We start from the raw sequence: 13692 nt of genomic DNA on the forward strand, positions 1-13692 counted from the left end.
CGGGGTAGGGCTGGCCCCACCCGGCGGGGCATGTACGCTGTTGCAGGTCTCGCGGGTGCATAGCTCAGCGGTAGAGCGCCGCCCTTACAAGGCGGATGTCGGCGGTTCGAACCCGTCTGCACCCACTTCTCGTACACCGATCGTGCCCTGTCCCCCCGCCGTGGGGACAGGGCTTCGCCGTGAGTGGGGGCGCCATGGGTTAGGGGGACTCTTCAGCGTGCTGTGGGGGCTGGGCGCGGGCCTGCTGGGCTGGGTCCTGGCGGCAGACTACCGGGGCTCGGCGGAGCGGTTCGTGCTGATCTCGGAGCGGACGGTGACCCTCGGCTCCCGGAACCACCAGCCGGTCATGGGAACACGCGGAGTGCGGCTGGTCGGCGGCGGGTTCGCGCTGGCCGGTCCGGTGGTGGCGGTGGTGGGCCTGGTCGAACTGGTCGGCTCCGACGGCGCCCAGACGTCGTTCACCGTGCAACCGCCGCTGCCGTTCCTGCTGTTCGCGGCGGTGGCCTGCATCGTGGGCGAGTGGCTGCTGTGGCGGCCGGGCGGCCCGCTGCGGGACGAATGGGCCGCGGGCGGCCCCGTACGCCGGTCGGCACTCGTCGCCCTGACCTCGGCGGCTCCCCTGACGCTGGGCACGATGGCCCTCGGCTGGGACGTGGTACCGGTGGGCCTGCTCATCGCCGCGGTGGCGATGGCGGTGATCCTCCCGGAGCCGTACGAACCGATCGACGACGGCGGCCCGTCAGTCCCCTGAGGCGAAGAGCGTCGCCCCCACAGGGTCAAGGGCAGTGGGGGAGTCCACTGGTTCCCGTCGCAGCGGACCCGTGCCGGAGCCGGAGGTACAGAGCTGCGGCGGCGAGGTGGAGGGTGGCGATGGCCAGCAGGAGGGGCGGGGCGGGCAGGGCGGCGGCCGTCAGGCCGGTGAGGGCGGCGCCGGCCGAGGCCGCGGTGATCTTGAGGCCGGCGGCCAGGGTGAAGACATGGGTGCGCAGCCGGTCGGGGGCGTGGTCGGCGCGGATGCGGCAGGTGGCGCTGAGCAGCGGGCCGTCGCAGATCCCGGCCAGGGTGTAGAGGAGCAGGCAGAGCGGGACGGAGGGGGCGAGCGCGGCGGCGGCCAGGGCGGCGCCGGTGCCGGTCAGGGCGGCGGTGACCAGCCGGGGGGCCGGGATGGGGCGGCGCAGCCGGGCGGTGGCCAGCGCGCCGGTGAGGGCGCCGAGGGCGAAGAGCGTTACCGGGGCGCTGCCGCCTCCCGGGAGGGACCGGTCCTCGGCGAGCAGCACGGAGGTGGTGGTCAGGCCGCCCACGCCGAGGAAGGCGAGCGTGGTGGCCGCGGTGACGGCCCGCAGTTCCCGTACCCGCCACACCACGGCGAGTCCGGCGGCCAGTTCGGCCCGCAGGGCGGCCCCGCGCGTGGGCCCGGCCGGAGCGGACGCCTCGGCGGTGTGCTCCCGGGGCGCGGGCGGTACGGCGGTCGGGGGTGCCGGTACGGCGCGGCGTCCGGGCAGTGCCGTGGCGAGCAGGGCGGCCGTGCCGGCCGAGGCGGCCAGGGCCAGCGCCGCGCCGCCGGGTGAGGCGAGTGCGGCCAGGGCGCCGACGGTGGCCGGGGCGGCGACGGACGCCGCGTTGTAGACGGCCGCGTCCAGGCCGTAGGCGCGGCTGCGGTGTTCGCCCGGGGCGGTGAGCGTGGCGACGAGGCCGGAGAGCCCGCCGGCCACCACGGGGCCGCAACTGCCGCCCGCCACCGCGATGGCGACGGTGAGCGGCAGGGGCGCGCGGCCCACCGTCAGGGCCAGGGCGGCGATGGCCGCCGCGAAGACGGCCAGCGCCGCCCCGTACCAGCGGGCGGGCAGCGCGCCCACCAGCGGCGCGGCCAGGACGTGCGGCGCCATCCAGGCGGTGAGGACGAACGCGCCCTCGGCGGGGCTTCCGGTGCGGTGCAGCGCCAGCAGGGCCAGCGACACTCCCATGCCCTCCTCCGCCAGCCGGGCGAGGAAGGCCGTCGTCAGATAGTGCGGCACTGCGGCCCTTCCGTGTCGTGGCGGTGGTGCGCGGCACCCGGGCCCCCCGCTGTAACGCCTTATCGGAGAAAGACGTTACACTGCCGTCCATGGCCATGGTCAAGCAGGGATTCCGGCCCGCCCGGCGGGCGATCGATCTCGCCAACGCCGTCCGCTCCACTCCCGGCATCTCCCGCGACGCGCTCGCCGCGCTGCTCGTGGAGCACGGCGAGCGGCCCGCCGACGTCGCGCCCGGGGCGTTCGGGGAGGCCGACGCCGCTGAACTCCGGGAGGCCGTGCGGCGGGTCACCGACGAGGTGCTCACCGAGACCGGCACCGACGCCGCCGCCGAAGCCCTCAACCGGCTGCTCGCCGACTGCGGCGCCCGCCCCCGGCTCTCCCGGCACGACGGCCACGCCTGGCATCTGCACACCGACCGGGGCGACGACGCGGGCTGGGGGGACTGGTTCCTCGCCGGTACGGCCCTCGCCCTGGCCCAACTGCTCACCGAGCACGGCCGGATCGCCTGGGGCGGGTGCGCCGCGTCCCGCTGCGGCACGCTCTTCCTCGGCACCGGGCCCGGCAGCCCCCGTCGTTACTGCTCCCCGGCCTGCGCCTCGCGCGAGCGGGTCGCCGCGCACCGGCGGCGCGTCCGGTGAACCTTCGCGTTTCCTTCGAATGGCCCGCAAACTCCTGGGCGCAAGCGCCGTTAGTCTGCTCGGAGTTGACCGACAAGCAAGGGGAGTGAGGAACCGGAGTGTCCCAGCTCAACGACGAGAGCGGCGGTCCGATCGATCTCCGTACCGACCAACCGCACGCGGCTCGGATGTACGACTATCTGCTGGGCGGCAAGGATCACTACACCGTGGACGGCGAAGCCGCCGAGAAGGCGCTGACCGCCTTCCCGCTGCTGCGCACCGCCGCCCGCGAGAACCGGAAGTTCCTCGGCCGCGCCGTCCAGTACCTGGTGCGCGAGACGGGCATACGGCAGTTCATCGATCTCGGCTCCGGGCTGCCCACCGCCGAGAACGTGCACCAGGTCGCCCAGCGGCACGACCCGACCACCCACGTCGTCTACGTCGACAACGACCCGATCGTCCTCGTCTACGGCAGCGCCATGCTGGCGCAGGACCGGCGCACCGCCGTCATCCAGGGCGACGTCCGCGACCCGGGGGCCGTGCTCGACCACCCGCGCACCCGCGAACTGATCGACTTCACCGAGCCGGTGGGCGTCCTCGCGGTGGCCGTGCTGCACTTCGTCGGCGACGAGGAGAAGCCGGAGTCCATCGTCCGCACGCTGCGCGACGCCGTCCCGCCCGGCAGCCACTTCATCCTGTCGCACGCCACCGCCGACATCGCCCCCGAGGCCGCCATGGGGGTCCAGCGCGCCTACCGCGCCCAGGGCGTGCCGCTGACCCTGCGCGACAAGGCCCGGTTCACCGAGTTCTTCGACGGTCTCGACCTCATCGAGCCCGGCGTGCAGGTCGTCTCCGAGTGGCGCTCGGACGTCCCCGAGGCGGAGCGCCCCGACCACGCGGACGTGTCCTGGTACGGGGGAGTGGGACGGCTGGCCTGAGCCTCAGGCCGCCGCCGGGGCGGGCGCCGGGCGCAGCAGGCGGACGGCGACCGCCCCGGCCACCACCAGGGCGAGCAGGGACAGGCCGGTGCTGAACCAGCTCGCGCCCAGGATCTGGCCGCCGATGTAGCCCACGCCGACGCTGTAGCAGGTCCACACCACGGCGGCCAGCGCCGACCACGGCAGGAAGTCCTTGGGACGGCGCCGGGTGGCTCCCGCGCCGATCGAGACGACCGCCCGTCCGGCCGGGGCGAACCGGGCCAGCACCACCAGCGGCCCGCCGCCCCTGGCCAGCGCGGAACCGAGCCGCTGCTGGGCGGTGGAGAGCCGGCGGGAGCGCGCGATGGCGGTGTCGAAGCGCCGCCCGCCGTGCATGGCCAGCCGGTAGGCGCACAGGTCGCCGAGGAACGAGGCGGTGGCGGCGCAGAGCATCAGCAACGCCAGCTGCGGCAGATGGGCGCCGGCGTTGGGCGCGGGCAGCCCGGCCACGTCGATGGCCGCGCCGCCGGCGATGGTGGCGGCCGTGACGACGACGGCGCCGCTGGGCAGCACCGGGACGAACACGTCGAGCAGGATGAACAGCACCACGACCAGGTAGATCCACGGGGCGTAGAGCAGCACCCCCAAGGTCTCCGACACGTGTTCCCCGCTCCCCGAGCAGCCGCTGGGGCCGCGTCAGCCGTCCGCCGATGTTCCCGATAGTGACGCAATCCTGTGCACGGTCGTTCCCCATGGCGTGCGTACACGTACCGCCGTACAGCGTACGCCCGCGTCATCCGGCCGGTGCACGCGGGTGCGTACGGCGCGACCGGGGTCCGCGGTGGGGGCATCGTGTGGAAACGCCCCAGGTGAGGGGCTCTGTGCAGCGGCGTGAGGAGAGCGGAGATGGGTGTGCGGAACACCGGGAACGGTGCCGGGCGCGGGCGGTTTGGCCGGCGGGCGGCGGCGCGGGTCCTGGCCCCGGCGATGGCCGTGGTGCTGGCGGGAACGGGCGTCGCGCACGCGCTGGGCGGGGTGGAGAGCGCGCACTGGCTGCGCGCGTGGGGGTACGCGGTGCCACCCGGCCACCCGGCGCCCGGCGACGCGCTGACCTACGACGAGGAACTGGTGCCCGCCGGCGCCAGGATCCAGGTCGTCCAGCGGGTGAGCGGCGGGGCGATGACGGTCGAACTGGAGGTGCGCGGCGTCCTGCCCGGCCACGCCTTCGGCGCGCACGTCCACCAACTGCCCTGCGGGGACGACCCGGCCGACTCCGGGCCGCACTACCAGCACGACCCCGAGGCGGAGCCGGAACCGGCGAACCCGCACAACGAGGTGTGGCTGGACTTCACCGCCGACTCGGCCGGGCGCGGTACGGCGCTCTCCCGCCAGCCGTGGGTGTTCCGGCCCGGCGAGGCCAACTCCCTGGTGATCCACGAGCACGCCACCGGGCACGGCGGCGACGCGGGCGGCCGGGTGGCGTGCCTCACGGTCGGGTTCACCGACTGACGGTGTCGCGTACAGTGGTGGTGTCTGAAGGGGAGTAGCTCTTCGCCGGACCGTCGACATACTGGCCCCTCGCGGGGCCCGGCGCCCGGAGCGGACGCGTGAGCGTCCGCCAGCGAGACCTTCGGCCAGCAGTGTCCAGGACGCTGCCGGGCCGAAGTGTGCGCTCCTCCCGCGGATTCCTCGGCACGGCCGGTCCAGTCCGTCCCTTTCCATCACGAGGAATACCGTGTTCAGTCTCTCCACCGCCGCCGTGGTCTTCGGCGTCATCTTCCTGGCCGAACTGCCGGACAAGACCGCGCTCGCCGGTCTCCTGCTCGGCACCCGCTTCCGAGCCTCGTACGTCTTCGCCGGGGTCGCCGCCGCCTTCGCCCTGCACGTGGTGCTGGCGGTCGCGGCCGGCTCCGTCCTCACCCTGCTGCCGCAGCGCCCGCTCCAGGCCGTGGTGGGCGCCCTGTTCCTGGGCGGCGCGATCTATCTGCTGCGCAGCAAGGCGGAGGAGGACGAGGAGATCAAGGAGCCGGCGAGCGCGTCCTTCTGGAAGGTCGCCGGCTCCGGCTTCACACTCATCCTGGTCGCCGAGTTCGGCGATCTGACCCAGATCATGACCGCCAACCTGGCCGCCCGGTACGACGACTGGCTGTCGGTCGGTGTCGGCGCGTTCGCGGCGCTGTGCGCGGTGGCCGGAATCGGCATCCTGGGCGGCCGGGCGCTGCTGAAGCGGGTGCCGATGCGGCTGATCACGCGGATCGCGGCCTGCGTGATGCTGGTGCTGGCGGCGTGGAGTTTCTACGAGGCCATCGTCGGCTGAGTGCCCTTGCCGGCCGCGTCGTCGGCCCGGCCCCGGCTCTGGTCCCGGCCCGGCTCGCCGGACGCCTCCGGGTGCAGGGTCAGGGTCAGGCCGGCGCCGTCGGCCGCCGGGGCGACCGTCACGTGCTCCAGGGTGGGGACGGCGACGGTCGGCCCGAGGGCGGCGGCGCGGGGGCCGACCCCGACCACCCGCATCCCGGCGGCGAGCGCGGCGGTGATGCCGGCCGCCGAGTCCTCGAAGGCCACGCAGTCGGCGGGCTCCAGGCCCAGCGCGGCGGCGCCCTTGAGGAACCCCTCCGGGTCGGGCTTGCTGGCGCCGACCGACTCGGCGGTGATCCGGATGTCCGGCAGCCGCAGCCCGGCGGCCGTCATCCGGGCGGTGGCCAGCGCCAGATCGGCCGAGGTGACCAGGGCGTACGGCAGGGCGCCGGTCTCCAGCGCGGTCAGGAAGCGGTGCGCGCCCGGGATGGCCACGACGCCGTCCACGTCCCGGGTCTCCTCGGCCAGCATCCGGGCGTTGTCGGCGTGGTTCTGCTCCATCGGCCGCTCGGGCAGCAGCTCCGCCATGGTGGCGTAGCCCTGCCGGCCGTGGACGACCGCGAGCACCCGCTCGGCGGGCACGCCGTGCGCCTCGCCCCAGGCCCGCCACAGCCGTTCCACCACCGCGTCCGAGTCGACCAGGGTGCCGTCCATGTCGAGCAGCAGGCCACGGGTGGTCAGTACGGTGGGCATGGCGGTGGCTCCAGGGGGCAGGGCGGGGCGCCGGAAAGCGGGCAGCGCGAAGTGGGCAGCACAAAACCAGTGGCCCCGCCCGCAAGGTCGGGGAGCGGGCGGAACCACTTTGTTCTCCTACGATACAAAACGGGGGGCGGTCCCCGCCAGCCCCGTCCGGACGCCCGTCACCGGTGTTCATCTCCCGGCCAGTCGCCGTTCGCCGCCCCCAGGTCGGCGGACAGCTCCCGCACCAGCTCGTCCAGGTCGTGCGGCCGGCCCGGCGCCCACCAGTCGCCCAGCAGCGACGCCAGTTCCTCCTCCTGCGCCCGCACCAGCAACCGCGTGGTGGCCTGCCCGCGCGCGGTGGCGTACAGTGTCAGCCCCTCCCGTTCCGCCTGGCCGCGCTCCTCCAGGGTGCGCGCCGCCCGGGAGATCACCTCCACCGGGACCCCGTGCCGGTCGGCCAGCAGCGCCGGCCGCGCCGCGCCGTCGCGGTGGATGCGCAGCAGCAGCCAGCAGGCCGCCGGCTCAAGACCGACATCGGCCCGCCGGGCCACGTGCTCGTACACCTCCCGCTTGCCCGCGTAACTGCCCAGCCGGGACAGCGCGCGGGCGCACTCGTCGCGCGAGGAGCGCGCCACCGGCGTGGGCGGCACCGTCTGCGCCGCGTCCGGCGCCTGCACGCTGCGCCGCAGCGGCTCCTCGCGCAGCAGCAGGGCGAGCACGAAGCCGATCGCGATCACCGGCACCCCGTACAGGAAGACGCTGGTGATGGCGGAGGAGTACGAGTGCAGGACGTTCTCGCGCAGCGGGCCCGGGAGCAGCGCGATGCCGCGCGGATCGTGCAGCAGGGAGTCCTCGCTGACGCCGGGCGGCAGCGGGACGCCGCGCAGATCGGCGGCGAGCTTGTCGGCGAGCAGCCGGGTGAAGATGGTTCCGAAGACGGCCACGCCGAACGCGGCGCCGATCGAGCGGAAGAAGGTCACGCCGGAGGTGCCCACGCCGAGGTTCTCGTACCCCACGGCGTTCTGCACCGCCAGCACGATCACCTGGAGCACGCCGCCGATGCCCATCCCGAACACCAGGAAGTACAGGCTCATCTGCCAGGTGCCGCTGACCGGGCTGAGGCTGTGCAGCAGCACCAGCCCGAGCGCGGTGACCGCCGTGCCGATCACCGGGTAGATCTTCCAGTGGCCGGTGTGGCTGATCAGCTGCCCGGACAGGGTGGAGGTGAACAGCAGCCCCAGCACCATCGGCAGCAGATGCACCCCGGAGAGGGTCGGCGAGATGCCGTGCACCACCTGGAGGAAGGTGGGCAGATAGGTGATCGCCCCGAACATCGCGAAGCCGACGATGAACGCGATCCCGCAGCACAGCGAGAAGGTGCGCAGGGAGAAGAGGGACAGCGGCAGTACGGGCTCGGCGGCGCGCCGTTCGACGCGCACGAACAGGATCAGGCACCCGACGCCGAGCACCGCGACCGCCGCGATCTCCCAGGACAGCCAGGCCCAGGTGGAGCCGCCGAGCGAGGCGATCAGCACCAGGCAGGTGGCGACGGCGGCGATCAGGGCGGTGCCCGCGTAGTCGATGGTGTGCCGCCGGCGCCGGGCCGGGATGTGCAGCACGGCGGCGATCACGCCGAGGGCGACCGCGCCGATGGGCACGTTGATGTAGAAGACCCAGCGCCAGGAGAGATGGTCCACGAACAGCCCGCCCAGCAGCGGCCCCAGCACGCTGGTGGCCCCGAAGACCGCGCCGAACAGACCCTGGTAGCGGCCCCGGTCCCGGGGCGGGACGAGATCGCCGACGATCGCCATCGACAAGGCGATCAGCCCGCCGCCGCCCAGGCCCTGGAGGAAGCGGAAGGCGATGAGTTCACCCATGTTCTGGGCGAGGCCGCACAGCGCCGAGCCGATGAGGAAGATGACGATGGCCAGCTGGAAGAGCTTCTTGCGGCCCCACTGGTCGCCGAGCTTGCCCCACAGCGGGGTGCCGGCGGTGGAGGCCAGGAGGTAGGCGGTCACCACCCAGGAGAGGTGGTTGAGCCCGCCGAGGTCGCTGACGATGGTGGGCAGCGCGGTGGCGACGATCGTCTGGTCGAGGGCGGCCAGGAACAGGCCGAGCATCAGGGTGCCGAGCGAGAGCCACAGGGCCGCGCGCGAGTGCGCGCCCGGTGCGGGCGAGGGCGGCGGCTGGGGCGGGGTCGCGGGCTGCGCCGTCATACGGGGCGTCGCCTCCTGGGGTCCGGTTTTGGGCACGGACATATGCCTGTGGGTCACGGACAGCTACGATGTTCGATTCGTTCTGCACCATCTTGTCCGGTAATGCGGGTGCTGGCTTGTTGAGCGAGAGCCGGGCATCACTCGTTCGGGTGGTGCATAATCGCTGCCAATCGACCGGGGAAGGGTGGCGCGATGTCCCAGGACGCCGACTGCCTGATATGCGGACGCCCGGCGGAGCCCAGCGGGGAGCCCGCCTGTACCTGTCTCACGCACTCGCTGTCACGTCCCGTACCGCCCTCCGCCACCGGTCCCGATCCGGCCGACGTGGCGCTGTTTTCGGCCGACTCGCCGCCCCGGACCCACCGGCAACTGCTCCGGGTGCCCCTCCAGGCGACCCCCGAGACCCGTACCGGCCAGCACCGCAAACCCAAACAGCGCACCCGGGTGGCCGCGGCGGCCGGCGGCGCCATGGCGGCGGCCGTGGTGGGCTGCACGGCACTCGCCGCCTCCCTGATGGGCGGTCAGGGCCGCACCAACGAGGTCCTGGACAAGAGCCTGGACAGCCCGACCATCTCCCTCCCGGACGGCGACCCGCTCCCGGACGGCGGCAGCGTCCTGCCGGACGGCGGCGACCGGCCCGAGTACGGGCCCCGCCCCGACCCCTCGCCCGCGGCCCGGGACGAGGACACCGGCACGGAGGCGTCCGGCGGCGCGGAGAGCCCCCCGGAGCCGGAACCGGACGACGACGCCGTACCCGTGACCCAGCCCCCACCGCCGCCCCCGGCCGAACCGAGCACCCCGCCGCCCGCCGAACCGTCCCCGCCCCCGGCCGAGGAGGACCCGGAGGACCCCGGCGAGACCACCCCCACCGAGCCCCTGCCGTCCCCCGACCCGCCCGGCGGCATCCTGCGCGAGGGCGACAGCGGCCCGGGGGTCACCGAACTCCAGCAGCGGCTGCTCCAACTGGGCTGGGTCTACGACGGCACGGCCCACGGCACGTTCGACGAACGCACCCGGGACGCGGTGGCCCGCTTCCAGGTGGCGTACGGGGTGCAGGGTGATGAGTGGGGTGTGTACGGGGTGAACACGCGGCTGGCGCTGGAGCAGTACACGCGGCTGTAGGGGCGGGGTGGGGTGGGGTTCCGGCCGGGCCGGGCACGGCCGGACCGGGGGTGTCCGTCGTCAGTGGCGCACCGCCGGTCGGCAGGGGCCCGCCGGGGTGCCGGGCCCGGACGGTTCCGCCGTTCCGGTCAGGCGGCGCCGGACGCGTCGTCCCGGCGGCGTCGCCGGTTGTGCCACAGCGCGGCCACCGCCAGCAGCGCCACCGCCGACAGCGTCGCGATCGTCGGCAGGAACGAGGCGCCGTCGTCGGCCGCCTCGTCCTCCTCCTCGGCGGCGGCCACCGGCTCGCCGCAGCCGGTGGCCGGGTAGTCACTGATGCCGCACAGCAGCCCGTCCGAGCCGTAGCGCAGCGGCTCGGCCACCTCCGCGAGCGCGGCGGCGGCCGTGGAGCCCGCCGCCCCGGCGGCGCAGGCCGTCCGGGCGGCCGGGGCGCCGTCCGCCGTGCCGAAGTCGATGACGACCGCCACCCCGTCCGGCGCGTCCGGGCAGATCCCGGCGTGCTCCGTCGTGCCGCGCGGCGCCTGCGGTGGGGCCGTCGCGCTCTCGCTCGTCGTGAAGTGGAAGCCCACCACGTCGCCGCCGGACACCCGCGCCGTCCCCGGGCCCTGCGTCGCGTACCCCCAGGCGCCGGACTCCGCGTTCAGCTGCCAGAACGACCAGTACGTGTAGCTTGCCGCCCACGCCTGTGTCGCGGGGACGCACAGCAGCAGGACCGCCCCGAGCAGCGCCAGCGCCCGGCGCACCTTACTCGTCCGCCTTGCCGGAGCCGGTGCCGGTGCCGGAGTCAGTGCCGGTGTCCGTGCCCGTGCCGGTCTCGGAGCCCGTGCCGGAGCCCGCCGCGCCGTCCCGAGGCTGCGCCTTGCGGCGCACGCTCAGGACCACGCCGATGCCGATCCCGACGACCAGCCCGATGAGGATCACCCACACCAGCGACCCCGACCCGCTCTCCTCCGAGGACGAAGCCGACTCGGTGGCCGGCCCCACGCCCTCCGGGGCCGGGCCGAGCAGCGACAGTTCGCTGATCAGATCCGTGCCGCCGAAGCCCTCCGGCGCCGCGCCGACCGCGTGCGCGGCCAGCACCAGGGTGCCCACCGCCGCCGGGTTGGCCGCGTAGTCCGGCCAGTCGCCGTGGTGGTCGCGCAGCCAGCCCAGTACCGCCTCGGCCGTCTCCTGCTCACCGGCCGCCGCCAGCGCGATCACCGTACGGGCGGTCGAGCCGAAGTCCGGCTGCTCCTCCGCGCCGGCGAACCCGGTGACCAGGTGCTGCTCGCCCGCCTCCAGCCGGGCCGTGAGGTAGGCCGCGCCGGCCGCACCCGTGCTCTGCGGGGTGACGACCCCGACCGGCTGGTCGCCGTCGCACTCCAGCGCGCCCGGCAGCGTCTGCGCATCCTCCTCGCGCTCCTCGTCCTGGCCCTGCTCCGCGTCGTCGTCCGCGTTCGCGCCGTCGGTCCCGTCCGCCCCGGCGGCGTCCGGGGTCACCAGCAGGCCCGCGCCCTGGAGCGCCAGCACCACGTCCACCGTCGCCGCGTCGTTGACGAACAGCTCGCCCGACTCCGGGTCCGGCTGCCACGCGAACCCGCCGCGCTCGGCCGCCGGCGCCGTGCAGCCCAACTGGAGCCCGGTCAGCGCGTCATAGGGGCCCGACCCGTCCCGGGTGACCTCCGCCGGGTCCGTACCCGCCGCCACCAGCGCGCCGATCACCACCGCCGTGGAACTGGCGTCGCTCGCCCCGCCCGGGTTGTAGCTCCAGCCGCCGTCCGCGTTCTGCACCCCGGCCAGCCAGCCCACCGCGTCGCCGACCACCTCGTCGTGCCCGCCGAGCGCGGCCAGCGCCTGCACGGCGACCGCCGTCGCGTTCGAGTCGGACAGCGTCACATCCGCGCACGCCGTCTCCTCCGGCTCGGCGCGGTACGCCTGGAACGAGCCGTCCGCGCACTGCTGCCCCGCCAGCCACTCGACGGCCTCGGGCGCCGGCGTGTAGCCCGCCGCGTTCTGCGCGAGCAGCGCGATCGACTGCCGCCACACCCCGTCGTAACTCGGGTCGGCCGCGCCGAACAGCGCCTCCGGCAGGGCGTCGTCCGGCGAACCGGGCGCCGCCACGGCACCCACCGGCGTGGCGAAGACGATCGCGGCGGCGCCGGCCAGAGCCAGGGCGCCACGGCGTGGGCGCGTCAGATGCATGTGCGGGATGCCTTTCTGCGTACGGTCGGCCCACTCTATCCGCCCGGTTTCCGCCGCTTTCCCGCCCGTCCACGCCCCACTCACCGGCCCCCACGTGGCGTTCATCACCTTCCCCGGCACCCGCCCGCCCGGGCGGGGCAAGCTATCTTCTTTCGGAACCTGCTGACTTACCCATGGGTAGCCGCTTGACCGAGGGGGCCGGGCGTGACCACCGCTGAGGCCGGCGTCGCCGGCACCGACCGCCCACTGAACATCGCGCTGCTCACCTACAAGGGCAACCCGTTCTGCGGCGGCCAGGGCGTGTACGTACGGCACCTCTCCCGCGAACTCGCCGCCCTCGGCCACCGGGTGGAGGTCATGGGCGCCCAGCCCTACCCCGTACTCGACGCGCTCGGCGACGGCGTCACCTTCACCCCGCTGCCCAGCCTCGACCTGTACCGGGAACCCGACCCGTTCCGCACCCCGCGCCGCGACGAGTACCGCGACTGGGTCGACCGCCTCGAATACGCCACCATGCGCACCGGCGGCTTCCCCGAACCGCTCACCTTCTCGCTGCGCGCCCGCCGGGTACTCGCCGCCCGCCGCGCCGAGTTCGACGTCGTGCACGACAACCAGACGCTCGGCTACGGGCTGCTCGGCCTGCCGGAGCGCACCGGGCTGCCGCTGGTCACCACCGTCCACCACCCCATCACCGTGGACCGCCGCCTGGAACTCGCCGCCGCCCCCACCCGGGCCCGGCGGCTGTCGCTGCGCCGCTGGTACGCGTTCACGCGCATGCAGAAACGGGTCGCCCGCCGGCTGCCGTCCATCCTCACCGTCTCCGGGTCCTCCCGGCAGCAGATCATCGACGACCTCGGGGTACGCCCGGACCGGGTGCGGGTCGTGCCCATCGGCGCCGACACCCGCGTCTTCCACCCCGACCCGGCCGTCCCGGTCGTCCCCGGCCGGATCGTCACCACCTCCAGCGCGGACGTCCCGCTCAAGGGCCTGATCCACCTCGTCGAGGCGCTGGCCAAGGTCCGCACCGAACACCCCGCCGCCCACCTCGTCGTGGTCGGCTCCCGCCCGCAGCCCGGCAGCCCGGTCGCGGACGCCCTGGACCGCTTCGGCCTCGGGGAGGGCTCCGGCGCCGTGGAGTTCGTCAAGGGCATCAGCGACACCGAACTCGGCGACCTGCTGCGCGGCGCCGAGATCGCCGCCGTGCCCTCGCTGTACGAGGGGTTCTCGCTGCCCGCCGCCGAGGCCATGGCCACCGGTACCCCGCTGGTGGCCACCACCGGCGGCGCCATCCCGGAGGTGGCGGGCCCGGACGGCGAGACCTGCCTGGCGGTACCGCCGGGCGACGCCGGGGCGCTGGCCGCCGCGCTCGGCCGGCTGCTGGCCGACGACGCGCTGCGCGCCCGCATCGGCGCGGCCGGCAGGGAACGGGTGCTGGCCCGCTTCACCTGGCGGCAGGCCGCCATCGGCACGGTCGAGCGCTACCGCGCCGCGCTCGACGCCCGTTCCTGAGCCGGGTTCACCCGCCGCCGGGCCGGTACGGACCGGGCGCCCCGCGACCGCCGGCCACCCCGGGACACACAACCGCAGC

Annotated in this window: 13 protein-coding genes and 1 tRNA gene; 8 read left to right on the top strand and 6 right to left on the bottom strand. The window is 74.8% G+C overall.

Going from position 1 to position 13692, the window contains the following annotated elements:
- The first annotated feature begins 53 nt into the window (after positions 1–53).
- Positions 54–125 (top strand) — tRNA-Val (locus BM385_RS08830).
- A 92-nt stretch (positions 126–217) separates the two neighbouring features.
- The gene (locus BM385_RS08835; protein WP_093842710.1) at positions 218–751 is read left to right on the top strand and encodes a hypothetical protein; all 534 of its coding nucleotides are present in this window, start codon (positions 218–220) and stop codon (positions 749–751) included.
- Positions 752–776: 25 nt separating this feature from the next.
- On the opposite strand, the gene BM385_RS28165 is transcribed toward BM385_RS08835, so the two are convergent.
- Positions 777–2015: an MFS transporter gene (locus BM385_RS28165; protein ID WP_093842711.1), complete on the bottom strand. Its 1239-nt coding sequence runs from the start codon at positions 2013–2015 to the stop codon at positions 777–779.
- Between the two features lie 89 nt (positions 2016–2104).
- Here BM385_RS28165 and BM385_RS08845 point away from each other — a divergent pair, with 89 nt between their 5' ends.
- Positions 2105–2653 carry a CGNR zinc finger domain-containing protein gene (locus tag BM385_RS08845; protein WP_019433075.1) on the top strand — a complete coding sequence of 183 codons (549 nt, stop codon included), beginning with the start codon at positions 2105–2107 and terminating at the stop codon, positions 2651–2653.
- A 98-nt stretch (positions 2654–2751) separates the two neighbouring features.
- Positions 2752–3570: an SAM-dependent methyltransferase gene (locus tag BM385_RS08850; RefSeq protein ID WP_019433074.1), complete on the top strand. Its 819-nt coding sequence runs from the start codon at positions 2752–2754 to the stop codon at positions 3568–3570.
- 3 nt (positions 3571–3573) lie between these two features.
- On the opposite strand, the gene BM385_RS08855 is transcribed toward BM385_RS08850, so the two are convergent.
- Entirely contained in the window at positions 3574–4209 is a 636-nt protein-coding gene (locus tag BM385_RS08855) for a DedA family protein (RefSeq protein WP_019433073.1), read from the bottom strand.
- A gap of 246 nt (positions 4210–4455) precedes the next feature.
- Here BM385_RS08855 and BM385_RS08860 point away from each other — a divergent pair, with 246 nt between their 5' ends.
- Together BM385_RS08860 and BM385_RS08865 are read left to right on the top strand one after the other, a co-directional pair.
- Positions 4456–5058, top strand: a complete 603-nt coding sequence (locus BM385_RS08860; RefSeq protein ID WP_019433072.1) for a superoxide dismutase family protein — start codon at positions 4456–4458, stop codon at positions 5056–5058.
- Positions 5059–5284: 226 nt separating this feature from the next.
- Entirely contained in the window at positions 5285–5866 is a 582-nt protein-coding gene (locus BM385_RS08865; RefSeq protein WP_019433071.1) for a TMEM165/GDT1 family protein, read from the top strand.
- Here BM385_RS08865 and BM385_RS08870 read toward each other — a convergent pair.
- Both BM385_RS08870 and BM385_RS08875 read right to left on the bottom strand, forming a co-directional pair.
- Entirely contained in the window at positions 5845–6597 is a 753-nt protein-coding gene (locus BM385_RS08870; protein ID WP_093842712.1) for an HAD-IA family hydrolase, read from the bottom strand. The genes BM385_RS08865 and BM385_RS08870 overlap by 22 nt on opposite strands.
- Before the next feature lie 167 nt (positions 6598–6764).
- Positions 6765–8801, bottom strand: coding sequence for an MDR family MFS transporter (locus BM385_RS08875; RefSeq protein WP_093842713.1), 2037 nt, complete (start codon positions 8799–8801; stop codon positions 6765–6767).
- Positions 8802–9125: 324 nt separating this feature from the next.
- Between BM385_RS08875 and BM385_RS08880 the strand changes: the two genes are divergently transcribed.
- Positions 9126–9923: a peptidoglycan-binding domain-containing protein gene (locus tag BM385_RS08880; protein ID WP_139275154.1), complete on the top strand. Its 798-nt coding sequence runs from the start codon at positions 9126–9128 to the stop codon at positions 9921–9923.
- A 128-nt stretch (positions 9924–10051) separates the two neighbouring features.
- Here BM385_RS08880 and BM385_RS08885 read toward each other — a convergent pair whose 3' ends face one another.
- Positions 10052–10666 (bottom strand): SCO2322 family protein, encoded by a 615-nt coding sequence (locus BM385_RS08885; protein WP_093842715.1) that lies wholly within the window; start codon positions 10664–10666, stop codon positions 10052–10054.
- A 1-nt stretch (position 10667) separates the two neighbouring features.
- Complete coding sequence (locus BM385_RS08890; RefSeq protein WP_093842716.1) at positions 10668–12104, bottom strand: SCO2321 family membrane protein; 1437 nt, start codon at positions 12102–12104, stop codon at positions 10668–10670.
- Between the two features lie 204 nt (positions 12105–12308).
- Between BM385_RS08890 and BM385_RS08895 the strand changes: the two genes are divergently transcribed.
- Positions 12309–13613, top strand: coding sequence for a glycosyltransferase family 4 protein (locus tag BM385_RS08895; RefSeq protein ID WP_093842717.1), 1305 nt, complete (start codon positions 12309–12311; stop codon positions 13611–13613).
- The last annotated feature ends 79 nt before the right edge of the window (positions 13614–13692 follow it).

The sequence above is a fragment of the Streptomyces harbinensis genome (assembly GCF_900116145.1).
Classification (GTDB): Bacteria; Actinomycetota; Actinomycetes; order Streptomycetales; family Streptomycetaceae; genus Streptomyces; species Streptomyces carpaticus.

Coding starts and splice junctions, on each gene's coding strand:
- BM385_RS08845 (WP_019433075.1), top strand. CDS start 2,105: ATGGCCATGGTCAAGCAGGGATTCCGGCCCGCCCGGCGGGCGATCGAT.
- BM385_RS08860 (WP_019433072.1), top strand. CDS start 4,456: ATGGGTGTGCGGAACACCGGGAACGGTGCCGGGCGCGGGCGGTTTGGC.
- BM385_RS08870 (WP_093842712.1), bottom strand. CDS start 6,597: ATGCCCACCGTACTGACCACCCGTGGCCTGCTGCTCGACATGGACGGC.
- BM385_RS08875 (WP_093842713.1), bottom strand. CDS start 8,801: ATGACGGCGCAGCCCGCGACCCCGCCCCAGCCGCCGCCCTCGCCCGCA.
- BM385_RS08890 (WP_093842716.1), bottom strand. CDS start 12,104: ATGCATCTGACGCGCCCACGCCGTGGCGCCCTGGCTCTGGCCGGCGCC.